The following is a 19,288-nucleotide window of genomic DNA, read 5'->3' as shown; positions in this document are numbered from 1 at the left end:
ATCTGACGCATGAATGCAGAGACTGTAAAACAAAAGACGTTCCGTCGCTTAATGGGGTATATAAAACCCTATCGCGCAGCCTTTATTCTTTCTATTTTCGGAATGATTGGTTATGCCGCTGTCGATACTTTTTTCTTCTCACAAATTGAGACGTTAATTGACGATGGCTTGACCAAGAGTAATCCAAAAATTCTGTTGTACGGTGCGATTTTTGTGCCGGTGATATTTATTTTGCGCGGGCTGTTTAACTTCGTTTCCACCTATTTTCTCAATTGGGTCGGTTTTCGGGTGGTGACAACTCTGCGCCAGCAGCTGTTTGATCACATGATGAAACTGCCGGTATCTTTTCATGACCGTCATTCCACCGGCGATCTGCTATCAAAAATCACCTACACCACTCAACAGGTAGCTGAAGCCAGCAGTCGTGCAGTATTGATATTGATCCGTGATGGTGCCTTCGTCGTTGGTCTGCTGGGCCTGATGTTTTATCACAGCTGGCAACTGTCGCTGGTGTTTTTATTGGTGGGCCCGGTGATTGCAAAAATCGTCGCGGTGGTATCAAAACGTTTTCGTAAGGTCTCCAGCCGCATTCAAACAGCAATGGGTGATGTCACCACGACCGCTGAACAAATGTTGAACGGGCACAAAGTGGTGGTCATGTACGAAGGCCAGAAACGTGAGTCAAAACGTTTCTCGACCATTAACAACATTACCCGCAACCAGAATATGAAGTTGATTAATGCGCAAAGTCTGAGTACCTCATTAATTCAATTAATAGCATCCTTTAGTTTGTCTATGGTGCTGGTGCTGGCGAGTTTCCCCGACATGCTGGCACAACTTTCTGCCGGTGCATTTACCACTTTGCTTACCGCGATGATTATGTTATTACAGCCGCTGAAGCGGCTAACCACGGTGAATAGTGATTTCCAGCGCGGGATTGCCGCCGCGCAAAGTATTTTCAGTGTACTGGATGAATATGCCGAAGCTGACACGGGCAAACGCAATGTTGATCGTGCCAAAGGTGATATTAAATTTGAGCATGTGAACTTTAGCTATGACGGCACTGAAAGCCCGGCCCTGGCAGATGTCAGCTTCCATGTTGAGCCGGGTAAAACCCTGGCGCTGGTGGGGCGTTCGGGTAGCGGTAAATCAACGATATCGAACCTGCTGACGCGGTTTTATACACCGCAGGAAGGTGTCATTAAGCTCGACGACAGGGATATCTATGACTATCGCTTGAAGTCATTGCGCCGGCAGTTTGCCCTGGTGTCACAACACGTAACCCTGTTTAACGATAGTATCGCCAACAATATTGCCTATGGTGCGCATGGCAAAGTCACTCTGGATGACATCCGTACTGCTGCAGAGCGGGCTTATGTGACCGAATTTACCGATAATATGCCAAATGGCTTAGACACCACCGTCGGTGAGAACGGTGTCATGCTATCTGGTGGTCAGCGTCAACGTATTGCGATCGCGCGAGCGTTGTTGCGTGACGCCCCGATTTTGATTCTTGATGAGGCTACTTCAGCGCTGGATTCCGAATCCGAGCGGCATATTCAAAGCGCGCTGCAAGCACTGCAGCAGGATCGCACCTCAATTGTGATCGCGCACCGCTTATCCACCATCGAAAAAGCTGACGAAATTTTGGTGCTGGAAGATGGTGCAGTGATTGAACGGGGCAGTCATCAGCAACTGCTGGATAAGCAAGGTGCCTATTATCAGCTCTATAGTCTGCAATTCAGTGGTGAGCTTAGTTAATGGCTCTGCAGCGTGTCTGGTATCGCAAAGATGTACCAGCATACCTTTGGTTGTTACTACCGCTGCACGCAGTGTTTGTGGTGTTAAGTACGCTAAGACGTTGGCGCTACCGGCTGCGTCCTGCAAAACCCTTGCCAGTGCCGGTTATCGTGGTGGGAAATATCAGTGTGGGCGGGACCGGAAAAACGCCCGTCACCCTCGCGTTGGTAGAACATCTGAAAGCGCAGGGCGAATGCCCGGCGATTATTGCCCGCGGCTATGGTGGCAAAGGCCCGTTTCCGTTGCGCGTGCAACGGACAACACCGGCTGCAGCCTGCGGCGACGAACCCTTGTTACTGGCCCAACGTACCCAGGTACCTGTCATAGTCGCGCCTGATCGTCGTGCGGCCGCTGTCCGGGTGCTCGAGGAAGCCCCTGAGACCACGGTGATTATCAGCGATGACGGGCTGCAACATTACGCACTACCCCGGCAGTTCGAAATTGCTGTGGTGGATGCTGAACGCGGCTTAGGTAATGGCTGGCGGTTACCGATAGGACCGTTGCGTGAACCTGCTGCCCGGTTGCAGCAGGTTGACGCGGTTATCCTTAACGGTAGTGATAAAACCGATCAGGGGTTTTTGCGTGGCGCTAGAGCACATAGCTATCCTATGAGCTTAACCGCGAAAGCATGGCGGCGGGTAACGGATGACGCTGAAGTGGCGACACTGCCTGCAGGAAAAACTCTGGCCCTGGCAGGAATTGGTAACCCACAACGTTTTTTCACAACCGTGCAAAATCTTGAGTCACGTTCATTTTCGACGCGTGACTATCCGGACCATTACCAGTTTACTGCTGCTGATCTCGCCCAGTTCTCGGCCTATGATGTGCTGCTGATGACTGAAAAGGATGCAACCAAATGGCGTGGTTTTGCCCATCAGCATTGCTATTATTTACCTGTCAGCGCAACCTTACCTGATGCATTCTGGCAGCAGCTGGAAGTGAAGATAAAGGAGTTTAAGCATGCCACTGGATGAACGCACTCTGGCTTTACTGGCTTGTCCGCTGTGTAAGGGCCGCTTGGTTTGGTTACCAGCAAGCAAAGAGCTCGTCTGTCGCGGCGATCGTCTGGCCTTTCCGGTACGTAATGAAATTCCTATACTGTTGACCAGTGAAGCACGGCAACTGAGCACCCAGGATTTGGAGCAAATTCCCAAATGAGTTTTACCGTAATTATCCCGGCGCGTTATGCGTCCACACGTTTACCCGGTAAGCCGTTAGCGATGATCGGCTCAAAGTCGATGATCCAACGGGTTTATGAACGAGCAGCGGCCGCAGGTGCGGCAGAAGTGATTGTTGCTACTGATGATCAACGCATCGTCGATGCGGTTGAAGCTTTTGGTGGCCGCGCCATGCTAACTGCTGCACATCACCAGTCAGGCACCGAGCGAATAGCTGAAGTTATCGACTACCTGGCCATTGCTGATGATCACGTCGTGGTCAATGTGCAGGGGGATGAGCCTTTTATTCCACCAGAAATTATTCGTCAGGTTGCCGATAACTTAATGAATCAGCGGGCGGCACATATGGCCACTCTCGCCGTGCCCATCAGTCATCTGGAAGAAGTGAAGAACCCTAATGCGGTGAAAGTGGTGACCGATGCCAACGGTTATGCCTTATATTTCTCACGAGCGCCTATTCCCTATGAGCGTGACGCATTCCCACAGGAGCGCATGGGCGAGCACGCCGCTTATAAACGCCATATTGGCATTTATGCGTACCGTGCTGGTTTTGTCTGGCGCTACATCGAGTGGGCACCCAGCCCACTCGAGGCAATTGAATCACTCGAACAGTTGCGGGTGCTTTGGTATGGCGAGCGTATTCATGTCGCCGAAGCCATTGTCAATCCGCCGGCTGGCATTGATACACCAGCCGACCTGGATCGGGCTAACCAGCAATCACTCGACTAACCATAGTGCTGGCGCGCTGTTTAAGAGCGTGCCAGCGTTCCCGCCACCAAAGCAGGCGAACGTAAACATAAGGCACCAGAAACAAACTGGTCAGGGTCGATAGCAGCAAACCACCGATAATCGAAATTGCCATGGGGGCGTAGGGTGGGCCATCACCGCCAATTTGCGTGGTACCAAAAGCTAAGGGTAGTAAGCCAAGCACAGTGGTTGCGACTGTCATTAAGATCGGACGTAAACGGCTGACACTACCATCGATAACCGCTTCCCGCAGTTCATAGCCTTCCGCCAGCAACTGATTAATACGATCCACCAGGACAATGCCGTTGTTCACCACAATTCCCATCAGAATCAGGATGCCGATCATTGCCATCACCGTGATCGATTGACCGGTTAAAAACAGCGCCCAGAATACGCCAACGATGGAAAACAGCAGTGAGGTAATCACTGCCGTCGGCAGCAACACCGATTCAAACAGCGCCGCCATCACGATATAAATCAGTGCTACGGCGAGTAGGGTATTGACCAACATCACGTTTTCCGCTTCTTGCTGACGCTGAAAACTACCGTCCAGACTCCAGGTGTAGCCGTCCGGCAAACTCAACTGGCCCAGCGCGGCGTTGAGTTTGTCGCGCGCTTCGTTAAGTGGCAGCTCGTCACTTAAATTGGCCTGAATCGCCAGCGAGGTGCGCCGGTCCAGGCGGCGAATTTCACCCAGGCGCGGTTGTACTTCGAATGAGGCAACAGCATGCAATGGCACCACACGTCCCTGGTGCTGCATCACTGGTAGATTCTGTAAGGCTTCAAGTGAAAATTCCAGCTCTTTGTCGAAGGCAACGCGCATCGGGATTTCGCCATTTGGGTCACCGCGGAACGAGCGTAAACGCTGTCCCCGCAAGGCCGTTGCTACCTGGCGTGCGACTTGTGCACTGCTTAGCCCTAATCGATGCACGCGTTCACGATCAATCCGCACCAGATATTCAAATTGACCAGCTTCGGTCTCACTGCGTACGTCTGTAAGTCCTTCAATACCGGCAATCACGGGCACAAAACGCTCGGCCAGACCTTCCAGCACGTCGGTGGATTGGCCGGTGAGCGTTACCCGCACACCTTCACCACCACCACCACCAAAGCCAAACTGCGGTTCGCTGCGCAGCATTTTCGGAAATTGCTCACGCATTTGATCCATTAATGCACTCAGTTTGATCGGACGATCAGGTTTGAGTAGCACCGTCGAAATGGCGTAGCTAGGGGTGTAATAGCTGTAGACCGCATCGATATAAAAGGCGTCCTGATTCTGGTACAGAAAGTCCTCGAAGCGTGCTACTTCATCTTCCACTTCAGCGAGGTTGTACTGCTGGTGCAAGTTGTAGTTGATGAACATACGATCGTTGAAGCCCTGCGGCTCCTGATCACCGCTAACACCAACAAAAGGCACCGCAATACTGGCTAAAATTGCAACTGCAAACACGCCCGTCCAGCGCGGATGGCGCCAACTCCACTCGAGCAACCTGCGGTAGCGCGACGGCTTCGAATGCTCCGCCTTGCGCCGTGGCTTCATTGCCCGGTTGAGTTTGCTCGCCAGCAGTGGGATCAGGGTCTGCGCCACCAGCAGTGATGCCAGTAATGACAGGCAAATAGCGACCGCGGTGTGCTCAAGGAAAATCGTGAGATCGATTTTTTTACCAAAGATGTTGGGCAAAAATACGATGGCGGTGGTTAAAGTACCGGCAATGACCGCCATGGAAACGTTACCGACGCCGCGCAAGGTAGCCTCTTCGGCATCAAATCCAGCTTCACGCTCATGTTGAATACTTTCGGTGATGACCACCGCGTTATCCACCAGCATACCGATGGCCAGCATGAGACCCATCAACGACAGCACGTTGAGTGAGTAGCCCAGGAAATACATACCGCCAAGGGCGATACAGATGGCAATAGGGACCGACAGCACGACCACCAGAGTAATAACGATATTGCGCAGAAATAAATACAGCACAATAAAAGACAACAGGGCACCAAGCAGGCCAGCCATCAACAGATCGTTAAGCGAAGTGGTAACGCCGTCGGCGGTGTCATTCATGACATAAAGGTTGATGCCGTTGAACTGTGGATCCTTGCGGATCTCGTTGACCACATCCATCACCCGTGCTGAGACATCCACCAGGTTGGCGCTGGACTCTTTAAAGATATCCATGCCGATAGCATAGGTTTGATCAAGATGGCGCCCATCCACCCGGCGCGGCATTTCGCGACTTACCGTGGCGATATCACTAAGTTTCAACTGGCTGGTGATGGGCAGGTTACGGATTTCATATTCCGATTGGAATTCGCCCACCGGATTCACCAGAATGCGTTCGTTCGGACTCTCCAGATAACCTGCGGTCAGGGCGAAATTTGCCTGTTGCAGACGGGCAGTAATGTCTGCCGCCGTTAAGTTATGCTGCAACAGCTTCTGCTGTTCGAGACGGATCACAATATGTTGCTTGTCGACACCATAGAGCGTGACCTGCGAGACGCCGTCGACGCGCTCAATCGGGCGACGCAGACTGCGGTCGAGCAGATCGTAAGCGTTACTTAAATCGCGTTGACTGGAGATCCGCAGCTGAAACACGGGCATGTCTTCGGTATTAAATTGCAGTACCTGCACCCGTTCAATATCATCGGGCAGTAAATGCAAGATACCGTCGACCTTTTCGCGGGCTTCGATACCCTTAGCGTTAACGTCTTCGCCCCATTCAAATTGCAGGGAAATCTGGGCGTTATCGCTGCTTGACGAAGACCGCATACGCTTTACGTTGCTCAGCGTAGCCAGAGCTTCTTCCAACGGCCGCGTGATTAAGCGCTCAACTTCTTGCGGAGTCGAGTTGGGGTAAGGCACGGTGACCATAATCTCCGGGATTTCAATACCGGGAAACTTCTCCAGCGGCAACAGACGCGAACTAATTGCGCCAAGTAGCAGCATTGATAAAAACACCATGCAGATGGTTACCGGCCGGCGCAACGCGAATTGCGCCAAAGTCGCACCTAACTTTGCAGCATTCATGACGTGCTCTCCGCAACTGCCGGACTGACCTGTTTGCGATCTACCAGCAAATACAGACAAGGAATGAAGAACAATGTCAGCAGGGTGGAGAATAACAACCCGGCAATGACGCTGATTGCCATTGGCGCCCGAATTTCAGCGCCTTCACCTAAGCCAATCGCAAGAGGCAACAAACCGAGCACTGTGGTAAACATGGTCATTAGAATCGGTCGTAAGCGTTGTTGGGCGGCCTGGAAGACAGCATCGTAACGGCCGCTGCCTTGCTGCCGCAGCTGATTAATACGATCGACCAGCACGATGGCGTTATTGACCACAATACCGGCTAGCATAATTAAGCCGATAAACACGATGACACTCAGCTCAGTGCCAACCAGGTAAAGGCCAAGTACAGAACCTGCTCCTGCCAGCGGCACACTGAACAAGATAAAGAACGGGTGGAGCAGGGACTCGAACTGCGATGCCATAATCAGATAGACCAGGAATATCGCCAGTAATAGCGCGAACTGTAATGACTGGAATGAGCGTTGCATTTCTTCGCTCTGCCCGGCAACGTTGGCTTTGATGGTCAGAGGGAGCTGCGTGTCGGCAACAACTTGCTGAGCCAGAGTAACGGCGCTGCCTAAATCACCATAAGCCAGATTTGCCTGCACCACTGCTGTACGCTGCTGATCGATGCGGGTGATCTCGCTAGGACCCATAATTTGTTTGATTTCCGCGACAGCCTGCAGCGGGATCTCGCGGGCAGAGCCCGGATTGATTACCAGCTGTTGCAGATCCTGCAAAGAGTCACGATCGCCAGCCTGACTACGCACCAGTATGTCGATTTTTCGATCATCCAGACTGAATTGTGTCGCCACCCGGCCGCCAATCTTGGTTGCCAGCAGTTCAGATACTGTCGCGCTGGTTAAGCCGTACTGAGCCAGGCGGGCATGATCAAAGTAAATAGCGATTTCCGGCTGGCCTTCGCTCATATTCATACGGATATCGGCAAACTGGTCATGTTGGGCCAGATTTCCAACGATACTTTGTGCAGCCTGTTGCAATAGCTGGATATCATAGCCCGTCACTTCAATAGCTATAGGGCTACTGAAGCTGAATAACTCAGGGCGGCCAAACTTAATTTCCACCCCAGGTAGTTGCTGCGCATACTCACGTAATTCATTTTGCAGGCGCTGTTCAGCAAAGACGTCACTACTGTCTTTCATTACCACGTTAAAACGGCCCCATTGATTGCCATTTTGACCCGGAGCTGCGTTTAACAGGCTACCGGTGCCGGCAATGCTGTAGGACCGTTCGACGGTGTCGGCAAGTTCCGGCTGGGCCGCCAGGTAGCTGGCAAAACCAGTTAATACTGCGTCAGTTTCATAAATGGTGGCACCGGGTTGCAGTTCAACTTCAACATAGAACTCACCCTGCGCCATGCTCGGCAATAAGCTGACTGGCAAGAGCGGAACCAGCGCGTAGCAAGCTGCAGCAACGACAACAATTGCCGCCAGGGTTAATTTGGCATGGGCCAATGCGGTGCTAAGCAGCTTTTGGTAGCTTGCAGCCAGGCGCTGATAGCCCCAATCGAACCCGCGCAGTGCAGGTGTCACGATCCAGCCAAGGAGTTTACCGAGGCTGCGCCACGCCAGGGTGATAACAGCGACGATAAATAGCGGTAGCCAACGGAAAATCAGCAACAACGGGGTCATGACCCAGAAACGCCAGCCCTGACGTTTCTGTGCCGCCGGGAAGTGCTGACGGTCAGTAATGCTGGCATCGGCACTGCGTTGTTTCGCGGACAACATCGGTATCAGGGTCAATGCGACGAATAACGACGCAAGTAATGAGAAGGTTACCGTGAGTGCCTGATCAGCAAAGAGCTGCCCGGCCAGACCTTCGACGAAAACCAGTGGAAAAAATACCGCCATGGTGGTGAGTGTTGAAGCAATAATGGCCCCAGTCACTTCAGTGGTGCCGGTTTCAGCGGCTTCCGCTTCAGCTTTATCCTCGCGGTGACGGGCAATGTTTTCCAGTACCACGATGGCATTATCCACCAGCATACCTACCGCCAGCGCGATACCGCCTAACGACATCATGTTGAGTGAAATCTGATAGCCATGCATCAGGTTAAAAGTGGCGATGATAGATACCGGAATGGCTAACGAAATAATGACGGTGGGCCACAACCTCTGTAAGAACAGATAGATAATCACCATCGCCAGCAGGCCACCGATGATGGCTGCATCGCGTACTTCGGCAATTGCAGCTTCTATAAACACCGCTTGATCGGCAATGGATTCAATCTGATACAGGTCAGGAATGAGCTTACTGGCTTGCAGATGCTGCAGGTGCGCCTGAATCGCTTTAGATACCTGCACCGTATTAGCATCGCCTTCTTTATAAAGAGAAACCTCGACGGCCTCACGGCCGCCAATACGGCTGATGGAATCGCGTTCTTTGTAGCTGTTTTCGACTGAGGCGATATCACGCAACAGGATCGGGCGATCATTCCGGGTCGCGATATAAATACCACGAATATCATCCAGATTCTGGAATTGATTTAGCGTTCGCACCAGGTATTCGGCCCGCTGTGCTTCCAGGCGGCCGCCGGACAAGTTGATGTTTTCCTCGCGCAGACGTTGCATGATCAGGCTCATCGGAACTTGCAGCTGGGTCGCTTGCTGCTCATCCACTAAAACCTGTATTTCGTCCTCAAGGCCGCCACCGAGGCGCACGGATGCCACGCCTTCAATACTTTCAAGATGACGTTTGAGTTCTTCTTCGGCGAAGGTGCGGAGGCGTTTTAATTCAGCAACATTAGGTTCTTCGACGGTATCGAAGCCCAGAGTCAACCGGTAAATAGGCTCTTCGGCTGGGTTAAAGCGAAGCAGGGTTGGTTTTTCGATATCGAGAGGTAAGTTGACCAGGTCCATTTTTTCGCGCACATCAAGGCTGGCCATATCCATATTGGTGCCCCAGGCGAACTCAAGCAGCACGTCACTTTGTCCCGCCCGCGAAATCGACTCAATACGGCGCACACCTTTAACCGTACCTAATGCTTCTTCTACCGGTTTACTGACCAGTTGCTCAACCTCACCGGGGGCGCCACCGGGATAATCGGTACGCACGGTGAGAGTTGGGTAGGCCAGATCAGGGAGCAGGGTGACCGGGATACGACCAAGCGACACCATACCGAATAACAGGACTGCCAGGGTAAACATGGCGACCGTCACAGGCCGCCGCACTGCTAAACGGGCTAAACTCATGACTGCTGCTCACTCTTGATAACTTCAACCAGCGCCGCATCTTTGAGGTTGGCCTGACCACTGACGACCAGTTGGTCACCCGCCTGTACACCATCGAGAATTTCGACATGGGTTTCATCTTCAAAGCCTAATTGCACGTCAACTTTATGGGCGACACCTTCCTGGTCAACGGTGAATACCGAGTGCTGACCGTCAAGGCTTTGTACAGCGTAGCGCGGCACCGTAATGGCATCTTCATGGGTCGCATAATGCAGACTGACATGGGCAAACATACCGGCTTTCAACTTAAGCTCAGGATTACTTACTTTCAGCACAACTTTAAAGGTGCCGGATTGGGTATCGACCATCGGACTGATGCGCTCGACCTGAGCTTCGATGACCTGATTCGGCAGGGCACTTAGACGTAGCTGCGCAGTTTGGCCGACAGCGACAAATTGCAGTTCACGTTCCGGTAAGTAAACATTTCCTTCAAGTTCATCCAGGGCGATGATATGGAAAAGTTTCTTGGCTTGATATTGACTGATCATATTGCCGGTTTTTGCATAACGGCTGGCGATAACTCCGGCAATAGGTGCGCGAATCTCGGTTTCGGTGAGATTTAATTTGGCCATATCGTAGCGCGCTTGCAACAAATCAGCCTGATAACGCAATTTGTCATAGGCATCGGCACTGATCATATCGCGCTCCGCCATATCTTTAACGCGGCGCAGCTCTTGCTCGATACTATTCAGCTCGGCTTGCGCCTGGGCCAGTTGAATCCGATATTCCTCGTCGCGGAGTTTGGCTAACAGCTGACCTTTCTCGACCTGCTGGCCCTCTTCGACATAGATTTCTTCAACAATCCCGTTAGCTTTACTGATAATGTCAGTTTCGTCGCGCGCTTCGAGAGTCGCTGTTGTTCTAAAACTCGAGGTAATTGCGCCGCGTACGACCTGCTCAGTCGCTACTGGGATACGGACCACCACCTCTTCTTCGGTGGTAGCAGCTTGATTTGAGGCGTCGGCCTGACCGCAACCGTTTAGCAACAGACTTGAAGTCAGAATTAAAGCGGTCAGACCGACAAAACGTGGGGTGATGTGTACTGGTTTGGTAGTCATTATTTGGTCCCTGTATTTACTCTTGCAATCAATGTTCGCTATTCGCTGTTCGTTTCGTTATTAATGCTTAAGACGTTGGCGAAGATGTAGAAGTTTATGCAGGTTGTGTGCCAACTTTAAAAATACAAAAACTGAAAACGATAAAGCTATAAAAAACAAATGGATAGAGCTAATGCTAGGGGCGTGAATGTAACAAATAGTTACATTTGTGATGCGTGGAAATAAAAAAAGCACGCCGAAGCGTGCTTTTTGACTAACTAGTGGTGAAAGTTGCTAAGTTAACGCTTGATAGGTGTAAATTCGCGTTGTGCTTCACCGGTATAAAGCTGACGCGGACGACCAATCTTCTGGTTCGTTTCACCCATCATTTCATGCCAATGCGAGATCCAACCTACGGTCCGTGATAATGCGAAAATCACGGTAAACATGTTGGTAGGAATGCCAATGGCTTTTAAAATAATGCCGGAGTAGAAATCGACATTCGGGTACAATTTCTTCTCAACAAAGTACGGGTCTTCCAGCGCAATACGCTCGAGCTCCATTGCGACATCCAATAATGGATCGCTGATGTTCAGCTCTTTCAAGACTTCGTGCGCGCTGTCCCGCATCACTGTTGCGCGTGGGTCAAAGTTTTTGTAAACACGGTGACCGAAGCCCATCAACCGGAACGGGTCATCTTTGTCTTTCGCTTTATCAATGTATTTTGGAATATTATCGACACTGCCGATTTCTTTCAGCATACGCAGGCAAGCTTCGTTTGCGCCACCATGGGCAGGGCCCCAAAGTGAAGCGACACCAGCGGCGATACATGCATAAGGGTTGGCACCAGAAGAGCCAGCTAAACGCACAGTGGAAGTTGACGCGTTTTGTTCATGATCAGCATGTAAGGTGAAGATACGATCCATTGCCTTAGCAATCACCGGATTCACTTTATAGTTTTCAGCAGGTACCGAGAACATCATGTTCAGGAAGTTTTCTGAGTAGGATAAGTCGTTCTTAGGATAAACAAACGGCTGACCAATGCTGAACTTGTAGGCCATTGCGGCGATGGTTGGCATCTTAGCAATCAACCGGTACGCGCTGCGACGGCGCTGTTTCTCGTCATGGATATCAAGGTCATCGTGATAGAACGATGACAGCGCTCCCGTCACTGCACACAACATCGCCATCGGATGCGCGTCACGGCGGAAGCCATTAAAGAAGTTATGCAAGCCCTGATGCACCATGGTGTGCTTGGTAATGGTCTGCTTAAAGTCATCGTATTGTTTTGCGTTTGGCGCTTCGCCATGAAGCAGCATGTAACATACTTCGAGATAATCCGCTTGTGTTGCCAGCTGATCAATCGGGTATCCGCGATGCAGTAGAATACCTTTCTCACCATCAATATAAGTGATTTTTGATTCACAAGAACCGGTGGCCAGAAAGCCTGGATCAAAGGTGAAGTAACCGTGTTTGCCTAGAGTACGCACGTCAACTACATCATAGCCGGCTGTACCAGATAACACTGGTAGCTCAATGGATTGGCCGTCAATCTGCAGGGTGGCTTTACGATCAGCCATAAGGAAATCTCCTTGTTTGAGTCTGCTTCATCACTAAAAAGGGCGATAGAATTTACTTGATCTTTACCGCTGCTGTCAATTCAAACAGCTGTTTAATTGGTTGCAAAACCCTGCGTTCCGTCAAGTAAAACTGCCATGATTACGCATCAATGTGGCATTTGGATGACACTGTGCACAGTCTATCGTGTCTCTTGCTAAGTTTATACTTGCTTGAAGAACTTCTGTGTATACGACTAAGGTAGGGTTGCATCAACAACGACTTTCCAGTCTGTTGATCTAAACCGGAAAAATTAACGTTTTTCTTGGAAAGTCGGCCATGGAGAATTGTAATTGAAGGCTATGGCTTATATACTTTGGCGGCGATCTAACAGGGTCCTCTTAACCTTCAACGCGTTATAGAAGTTATAGCAAGTTATGCATGGGACGAGGATGTTTGAAGTTCCGAGCATGTTTAAAATGCTTTTCCTAAAGGCACAACAATCGTGAAAAAACAAAGACCTGTAAATTTAAATTTAATGACTATTCGCCAACCCGCAGCAGCGATCAGTTCAATCCTTCATCGGATCTCTGGTCTTATCATGCTGATTTCCGTGGGTCTGCTCGTTTGGGCATTGGCAACTTCGCTGCAATCAGCGGAAGGCTTTGCAATGGTGCATGAATTGTTCACCGGCTTCATTGCTAAGTTTATCCTCTGGGGCATCCTTACCGCACTTGGCTATCATCTGGTCGCCGGTATACGGCACATGATAATGGACATGGGCTATTTTGAAGAGCTCGTTTCCGGTCGTATTACCGCACAAATTTCATTTGTGCTGGGCATCGTACTATCTGTATTGGCGGGGGTGTGGTTATGGTGAAAATGGTAAAGGCAGCAGGAACATTCGGTCGTAGCGGAACCCATGACTTTGTTCTGTTACGCGCAAGCGCCATTATTATGGCGTTGTACACGATTTTCATGGTGAGCTTTCTGGTTTCCGCAGACACGCTGAATTATGCGGTCTGGACCAATTTATTTGCTCACCTCGGCATGAAAATCTTTACTATGTTGGCGTTAACCTCAGTGTTAATCCATGGCTGGATTGGTATCTGGCAGGTGATCACCGATTACGTCAAGATTTCTGGCTTACGAGCTTTCATTCAATTCGTAGTAAGCGTCGCGCTCATCGTGTACTGGCTCGCCGGTTTACTCGTAGTGTGGCCTGTGGAGGGTGTGTAAGTGAGCGTAAAAACACTTGAATATGATGCAGTAGTCATCGGTGCTGGCGGCGCAGGTATGCGAGCAGCATTACAAATTTCTGAATCCGGCATGAGTTGTGCGCTGATGTCGAAGGTGTTCCCAACTCGTTCGCATACTGTTTCGGCACAAGGTGGTATCACCGTTGCCCTTGGTAATGCCCACGAAGATAACTGGGAATGGCACATGTTCGATACCGTCAAAGGTTCGGATTACATCGGTGACCAGGATGCCATCGAGTACATGTGTAAGACAGGTCCCGAAGCTATTTTAGAAATGGAAAACATGGGTTTGCCGTTTTCACGCTTTGAAAATGGTAAGGTTTATCAGCGCCCATTTGGTGGTCAGTCGAAAGCTTTTGGTGGCGAGCAGGCGGCACGTACCGCTGCAGCAGCAGACCGCACAGGTCACGCATTGTTGCACTTGCTTTACCAGCAAAACATTAAAAACAAAACAACGGTATTTTCCGAGTGGTTTGCACTCGACCTGGTTAAAAACCAAGACGGCGCAATAGTAGGTACTACGGCGCTCGATATTGAAACCGGTGAAGTATTTTTCATCAAAGCAAAAGCCGTTATTCTGGCCACTGGTGGTGCTGGGCGTATTTATTCGTCGACCACCAATGCTCACATTAATACTGGCGACGGTATCGGTATGGCATTGCGTGCCGGTGTACCTGTTCAGGATATGGAAATGTGGCAGTTCCACCCGACCGGTATTGCCGGCGCGGGCTCACTGGTGACCGAAGGTTGTCGCGGTGAGGGCGGTTACCTGCTGAATAAAGACGGTGAACGCTTCATGGAGCGTTATGCTCCGAATGCGAAAGATTTGGCTTCCCGCGATGTTGTTGCGCGCGCCATGATGAGCGAAATCCGTGAAGGCCGTGGTTGTGAAGGCCCGGATGGTCCTCATATCAAGTTGAAACTTGATCACCTGGGTCGCGATGTGCTTGAAAGTCGTCTTCCAGGGGTTTGTGACCTGGCGAAGACCTTTGCCCACGTCGACCCGGCGGAAGAGCCTATTCCAGTCATTCCAACCTGTCATTACATGATGGGTGGTATCCCAACTAACGTGCATGGCCAGGCATTACAGGTCGATGACAAAGGCAACACCACGCCAATTCAGGGCTTGTTTGCCTGCGGCGAGATTGCTTGCGTATCTGTCCACGGTGCCAACCGCCTTGGCGGTAACTCGCTACTTGACCTGGTGGTCTTTGGTCGCGCGACCGGTCTGCACCTTGGTGAAGCTCTGGCTGCGAACACTGAAGCACGTGATGCGACTGAAGAAGACATCGATGCTGCATTGGCCCGCTTGAACCGCTGGGAAAACAACAAAGACGGCGAAGACCCGGTACAGATCAAGAAAGATCTGCAAGCCTGCATGCAGCTTAACTTCTCGGTATTCCGTGAAGGCGACTCAATGGCGGAAGGTTTGAAAGAGCTGGAAACTATTCGTGAACGTTTGAAAAATGCACGCCTGGATGACACCAGTAAAGAATTCAACACGCAACGTATCGAGTGTTTAGAACTTGATAACCTCATGGAAACTGCGTACTCGACGGCAGTAGCTGCGAACTTCCGTACCGAAAGCCGTGGCGCTCATAGTCGCGCTGACTACCCTGATCGTGATGACGAGAAGTGGTTAGTACATACGGTTTACCGTCCGGCGGATGAGTCAATGACGACCCGCGAAGTAAATATGCAGCCGAAGTTGCGTGAAGCATTCCCGCCAAAAGCGCGGACTTACTAAAATTAGGTGGAAACGATGAAGACGTTGAACATTTCAGTTTATCGTTACAACCCGGATGTTGATAACGCGCCTTACATGAAAGATTACACCCTTGAAGTGGAAGAAGGGCGTGACATGATGGTGCTGGATGTCTTGTTGAAATTGAAAGAACAAGACCCGACGTTGGCATTCCGTCGCTCATGCCGTGAAGGTGTTTGTGGTTCTGACGGTTTGAATATGAACGGCAAAAATGGCTTAGCATGTATTACGCCATTGTCAGCCCTAAAGGGCGGTGCCAAGAAAGTAGTGGTTCGTCCACTACCAGGGTTGCCAGTCATTCGTGACTTAATTGTCGACATGACACAGTTTTACAAGCAATACGAAAAAATCAAACCTTATCTGATTAATGACGACAAAACGCCACCCGCGCGTGAGCGTTTGCAGTCGCCTGAAGAGCGGGCAAAGTTGGATGGTTTGTACGAATGTATTCTTTGTGCATGTTGTTCTACATCCTGTCCATCATTTTGGTGGAACCCGGATAAGTTCGTTGGTCCAGCAGGTCTGTTGCAAGCCTATCGGTTTTTAATTGATAGCCGCGATACCGCGACCGATGAGCGTCTGAGCGAGTTAGACGATGCATTCAGCGTATTTCGTTGCCACGGAATCATGAACTGCGTCAATGTTTGCCCGAAAGGTTTGAACCCTACAAAGGCTATTGGACACATCAAATCCATGCTATTGAGTCGCGCGGTTTAGTTTAATCGCGCTGATTTTGCTATAGTAATGGCCGAGCTGTATCGAAATAGCCATCCAGCTCGGATGGCTATTTTTTTATAAACGAGTGTGAAGGAACAGCGATGCAAGATGGCGTAATGCAAGCCTGGCTAGAATCCTCCCACCTGGCTGGTGGTAACATGGCCTATGTTGAGGAGCTTTTTGAAGTTTACCTCGACGATCCTAATGCAGTTGGTGATGAGTGGCGCGAGTTTTTCGATCAGTTGCCTCGTGAAGGCGGCGGCCAGGACACCAAACACAGTGAAATTCGTGAACAATTCCGGACCCTTGCTAAAAATAAATTTAAGCAAGCAGGTACGGTTGTTTCCGGCGCTCCTGATTTTAAACAAGTGCGCGTATTGCAACTTATCAATGCGTACCGTTTCCGCGGTCATCAACATGCCAATCTCGATCCGCTGGATTTGTGGAAACAAGAACAGGTTCCGGATTTGTCGTTAGAGCATCACGATTTATCGAAGGATGACTACGACACCGAATTCAACGTTGGCTCACTTGCGGTTGGTCAGGAAACCATGAAGTTGGGAGAAATCCATAAACTTCTGGAGCAGATCTACTGTGGGTCAATTGGTGCTGAATACATGCACATTGTCTCGACTGAAGAGAAACGCTGGATTCAGCAACGACTCGAAGGTATGCGTGGCCAACCAGAATTTAAAGCGGATCATCAAAAGAAAATTCTTAAAGAGCTGATCGCAGCTGACGGTCTTGAAAAGTACCTTGGCTCTAAGTTCCCGGGCGCGAAGCGATTCTCACTGGAAGGTGGTGATAGCCTGGTGCCAATGTTGAAAGCGCTGCTGAGCCGCGCGGGTGAACAGGGCACTAAAGAAGCCGTCATCGGTATGGCTCACCGCGGTCGTCTGAACGTGCTGGTGAATGTATTGGGTAAAAAGCCGCAGGATTTGTTTGACGAGTTCGCGGGTAAACACGGCACCAACAAAGGCTCCGGTGATGTTAAATATCACATGGGTTTTTCGTCTGACTTTGCCACGCCTGGTGGCGATGTTCACCTGGCCCTTGCCTTTAATCCTTCGCACCTGGAAATTGTGAATCCGGTGGTTATGGGTTCGGTACGCGCTCGAATGGATCGACTGGGTGATAAAGACGGTGCGAAAGTCTTACCTATCACCATCCACGGTGACGCCGCAATTGCTGGTCAGGGTGTTGTGCAAGAAACCTTTAACATGTCGAAGACGCGTGCTTTCCAGGTGGGCGGTTCAATTCGCATCGTGATTAACAATCAGGTCGGTTTTACCACGTCTAAGCGTGAAGATAGCCGGTCGACGCAATACTGTACTGATATTGCGAAAATGGTTCAGGCGCCTATTTTTCATGTCAATGCTGATGATCCGGAAGCTGTGGTATTTGTTACGCAATTGGCTATCGACTACCGCAATACCTTTAAACGCGATGTCATGATCGACCTCGTGTGCTATCGCCGTCATGGTCACAACGAAGCCGATGAACCGAGTGCAACGCAGCCACTGATGTACGCAAAGGTGAAAAAACACCCCGTTGCGCGCAGTATTTATGCTGAGCGTTTGGTTAAAGCTGGAGTTATTGACGAAGACCGCGAAGAGTCCCTGGTCAGCGAATACCGCGACTTGTTGGATAAAGGTGAGATCGTGGTCGATGAATTCCGCGAGATGAAATCGCACTCAAGTGACTGGTCTGAGTATCTTGGTAATGAATGGGACGTTGAATACGACGCCAAGATTAGCAAAACGCAGATCACAGAACTTGGTACGAAAATGAGCACGGTACCAGAAGACCATAAGCTGCATTCGCGGGTGAAGAAAGTTTATGACGAACGTCTGAAAATGGCCAAAGGCGAGAAGAAAGCTGACTGGGGTTTCGCCGAAACTCTGGCATATGCATCGCTGGTTGATCAGGGTGTACATATTCGCCTGACTGGACAGGACTCCGGCCGTGGAACGTTCTTCCACCGTCACGCAGTGCTACACAACCAAAAAGACGCTTCGACCTATATGCCGCTGAATAATATTCGCGAAGGTCAGGGCCAAATCGAAATTTACGACTCGGTGTTATCCGAAGCCGGGGTCGTAGCATTTGAGTATGGTTATGCTACAGCAGAGCCAAAAGCATTGGTGATGTGGGAAGCGCAGTTCGGTGATTTCGTGAACGGTGCTCAGGTGGTCATTGACCAGTTCTTAAGCTCCGGCGAGCAAAAGTGGGGGCGTTTGTGTGGACTCACGCTGTTGCTTCCGCATGGTTACGAAGGTCAGGGGCCGGAACACAGTTCAGCCCGACTTGAGCGTTTCCTGCAATTGTCGGCAGATCATAACTGGTCAGTCTGTGTGCCAACTACGCCAGCGCAAGTGTTCCATATGCTGCGCCGCCAACACTTACGTCCGGTTCGCCGGCCGTTGATTGTTATGACGCCGAAATCATTGCTACGTCATCCGCTTGCTGTTTCATCGCTGGAAGATATGAGTGACGGCGTATTCCAGAACGCGATTGCTGAGATCGATGCGCTGGAAGCGAAGAAAGTCAAACGCGTGGTATTCTGCTCCGGAAAAGTGTACTACGATCTCCTGAAAGAGCGTCGTGAGCGCGAGACCGGGGATGTTGCATTGATTCGGATTGAACAGCTGTATCCGTTCCCGGCAGAAGAAGTCGCAGAAATTCTGAAAGCATACAAACACGTGAAAGATTTTGTTTGGTGTCAGGAAGAGCCGCAGAACCAGGGTGCTTGGTACAGTAGCCAACACCACTTCCGTGCAGCAATTCCGAAAGGAGCAGACCTGACGTACGCTGGTCGCGAAGCATCTGCCGCACCAGCAGTGGGTTATCTCTCTGAGCATAACAAACAACAACAGAAATTAGTCGATGACGCGCTAACCATTAAATAGGTGA

General features: G+C 50.6%; 13 protein-coding genes. 9 read left to right on the top strand and 4 right to left on the bottom strand.

Going from position 1 to position 19,288, the window contains the following annotated elements; translation table 11 throughout:
• Positions 1-9 precede the first annotated feature (9 nt).
• Genes msbA through kdsB form a run of 4 tightly spaced genes read left to right on the top strand, consistent with a single transcriptional unit; the run spans position 10 to position 3,707 of the window.
• A complete protein-coding gene (gene msbA, locus CWI69_RS04770) occupies positions 10-1,761 on the top strand; it encodes a lipid A export permease/ATP-binding protein MsbA (protein WP_126762358.1) in 1,752 nt (583 codons plus the stop codon).
• Positions 1,761-2,774: a tetraacyldisaccharide 4'-kinase gene (gene lpxK / locus CWI69_RS04765; RefSeq protein ID WP_126762356.1), complete on the top strand. Its 1,014-nt coding sequence runs from the start codon at positions 1,761-1,763 to the stop codon at positions 2,772-2,774. The genes msbA and lpxK overlap by 1 nt, the downstream gene beginning before the upstream one ends.
• Positions 2,761-2,958: a Trm112 family protein gene (locus tag CWI69_RS04760; RefSeq protein ID WP_198678884.1), complete on the top strand. Its 198-nt coding sequence runs from the start codon at positions 2,761-2,763 to the stop codon at positions 2,956-2,958. The genes lpxK and CWI69_RS04760 overlap by 14 nt, the downstream gene beginning before the upstream one ends.
• Positions 2,955-3,707, top strand: a complete 753-nt coding sequence (gene kdsB / locus CWI69_RS04755; RefSeq protein ID WP_126762354.1) for a 3-deoxy-manno-octulosonate cytidylyltransferase — start codon at positions 2,955-2,957, stop codon at positions 3,705-3,707. The genes CWI69_RS04760 and kdsB overlap by 4 nt, the downstream gene beginning before the upstream one ends.
• Here kdsB and CWI69_RS04750 read toward each other — a convergent pair.
• The 4 genes from CWI69_RS04750 to CWI69_RS04735 all read right to left on the bottom strand — a co-directional run bounded on the left by CWI69_RS04750 (position 3,685) and on the right by CWI69_RS04735 (position 12,657).
• Entirely contained in the window at positions 3,685-6,750 is a 3,066-nt protein-coding gene (locus CWI69_RS04750) for an efflux RND transporter permease subunit (RefSeq protein WP_126762353.1), read from the bottom strand. The two genes, kdsB and CWI69_RS04750, sit on opposite strands and share 23 nt — an antisense overlap.
• Entirely contained in the window at positions 6,747-10,001 is a 3,255-nt protein-coding gene (locus CWI69_RS04745) for an efflux RND transporter permease subunit (RefSeq protein ID WP_126762351.1), read from the bottom strand. The genes CWI69_RS04750 and CWI69_RS04745 overlap by 4 nt, the downstream gene beginning before the upstream one ends.
• Positions 9,998-11,098 carry an efflux RND transporter periplasmic adaptor subunit gene (locus CWI69_RS04740; protein ID WP_126762349.1) on the bottom strand — a complete coding sequence of 367 codons (1,101 nt, stop codon included), beginning with the start codon at positions 11,096-11,098 and terminating at the stop codon, positions 9,998-10,000. The genes CWI69_RS04745 and CWI69_RS04740 overlap by 4 nt, the downstream gene beginning before the upstream one ends.
• A gap of 278 nt (positions 11,099-11,376) precedes the next feature.
• A complete protein-coding gene (locus CWI69_RS04735; RefSeq protein WP_126762347.1) occupies positions 11,377-12,657 on the bottom strand; it encodes a citrate synthase in 1,281 nt (426 codons plus the stop codon).
• Positions 12,658-13,139: 482 nt separating this feature from the next.
• Here CWI69_RS04735 and sdhC point away from each other — a divergent pair, with 482 nt between their 5' ends.
• From sdhC to CWI69_RS04710, 5 genes are all read left to right on the top strand, one after another.
• The gene (gene sdhC, locus CWI69_RS04730) at positions 13,140-13,514 is read left to right on the top strand and encodes a succinate dehydrogenase, cytochrome b556 subunit (protein WP_126762345.1); all 375 of its coding nucleotides are present in this window, start codon (positions 13,140-13,142) and stop codon (positions 13,512-13,514) included.
• A gap of 2 nt (positions 13,515-13,516) precedes the next feature.
• Positions 13,517-13,873, top strand: coding sequence for a succinate dehydrogenase, hydrophobic membrane anchor protein (gene sdhD, locus CWI69_RS04725; protein ID WP_126762849.1), 357 nt, complete (start codon positions 13,517-13,519; stop codon positions 13,871-13,873).
• Positions 13,874-15,640, top strand: coding sequence for a succinate dehydrogenase flavoprotein subunit (gene sdhA, locus CWI69_RS04720; protein WP_126762344.1), 1,767 nt, complete (start codon positions 13,874-13,876; stop codon positions 15,638-15,640).
• A 15-nt stretch (positions 15,641-15,655) separates the two neighbouring features.
• On the top strand, positions 15,656-16,375 hold the full coding sequence (locus tag CWI69_RS04715; RefSeq protein WP_126762342.1) for a succinate dehydrogenase iron-sulfur subunit: 720 nt from the start codon (positions 15,656-15,658) through the stop codon (positions 16,373-16,375).
• A gap of 101 nt (positions 16,376-16,476) precedes the next feature.
• The gene (locus CWI69_RS04710; RefSeq protein ID WP_126762340.1) at positions 16,477-19,284 is read left to right on the top strand and encodes a 2-oxoglutarate dehydrogenase E1 component; all 2,808 of its coding nucleotides are present in this window, start codon (positions 16,477-16,479) and stop codon (positions 19,282-19,284) included.
• Positions 19,285-19,288: the final 4 nt, after the last annotated feature.

The organism is Pseudidiomarina halophila, assembly GCF_003987215.1.
Taxonomy (GTDB): domain Bacteria; phylum Pseudomonadota; class Gammaproteobacteria; order Enterobacterales; family Alteromonadaceae; genus Pseudidiomarina; species Pseudidiomarina halophila.
This window is presented reverse-complemented; position numbering and strand designations above follow the sequence as displayed.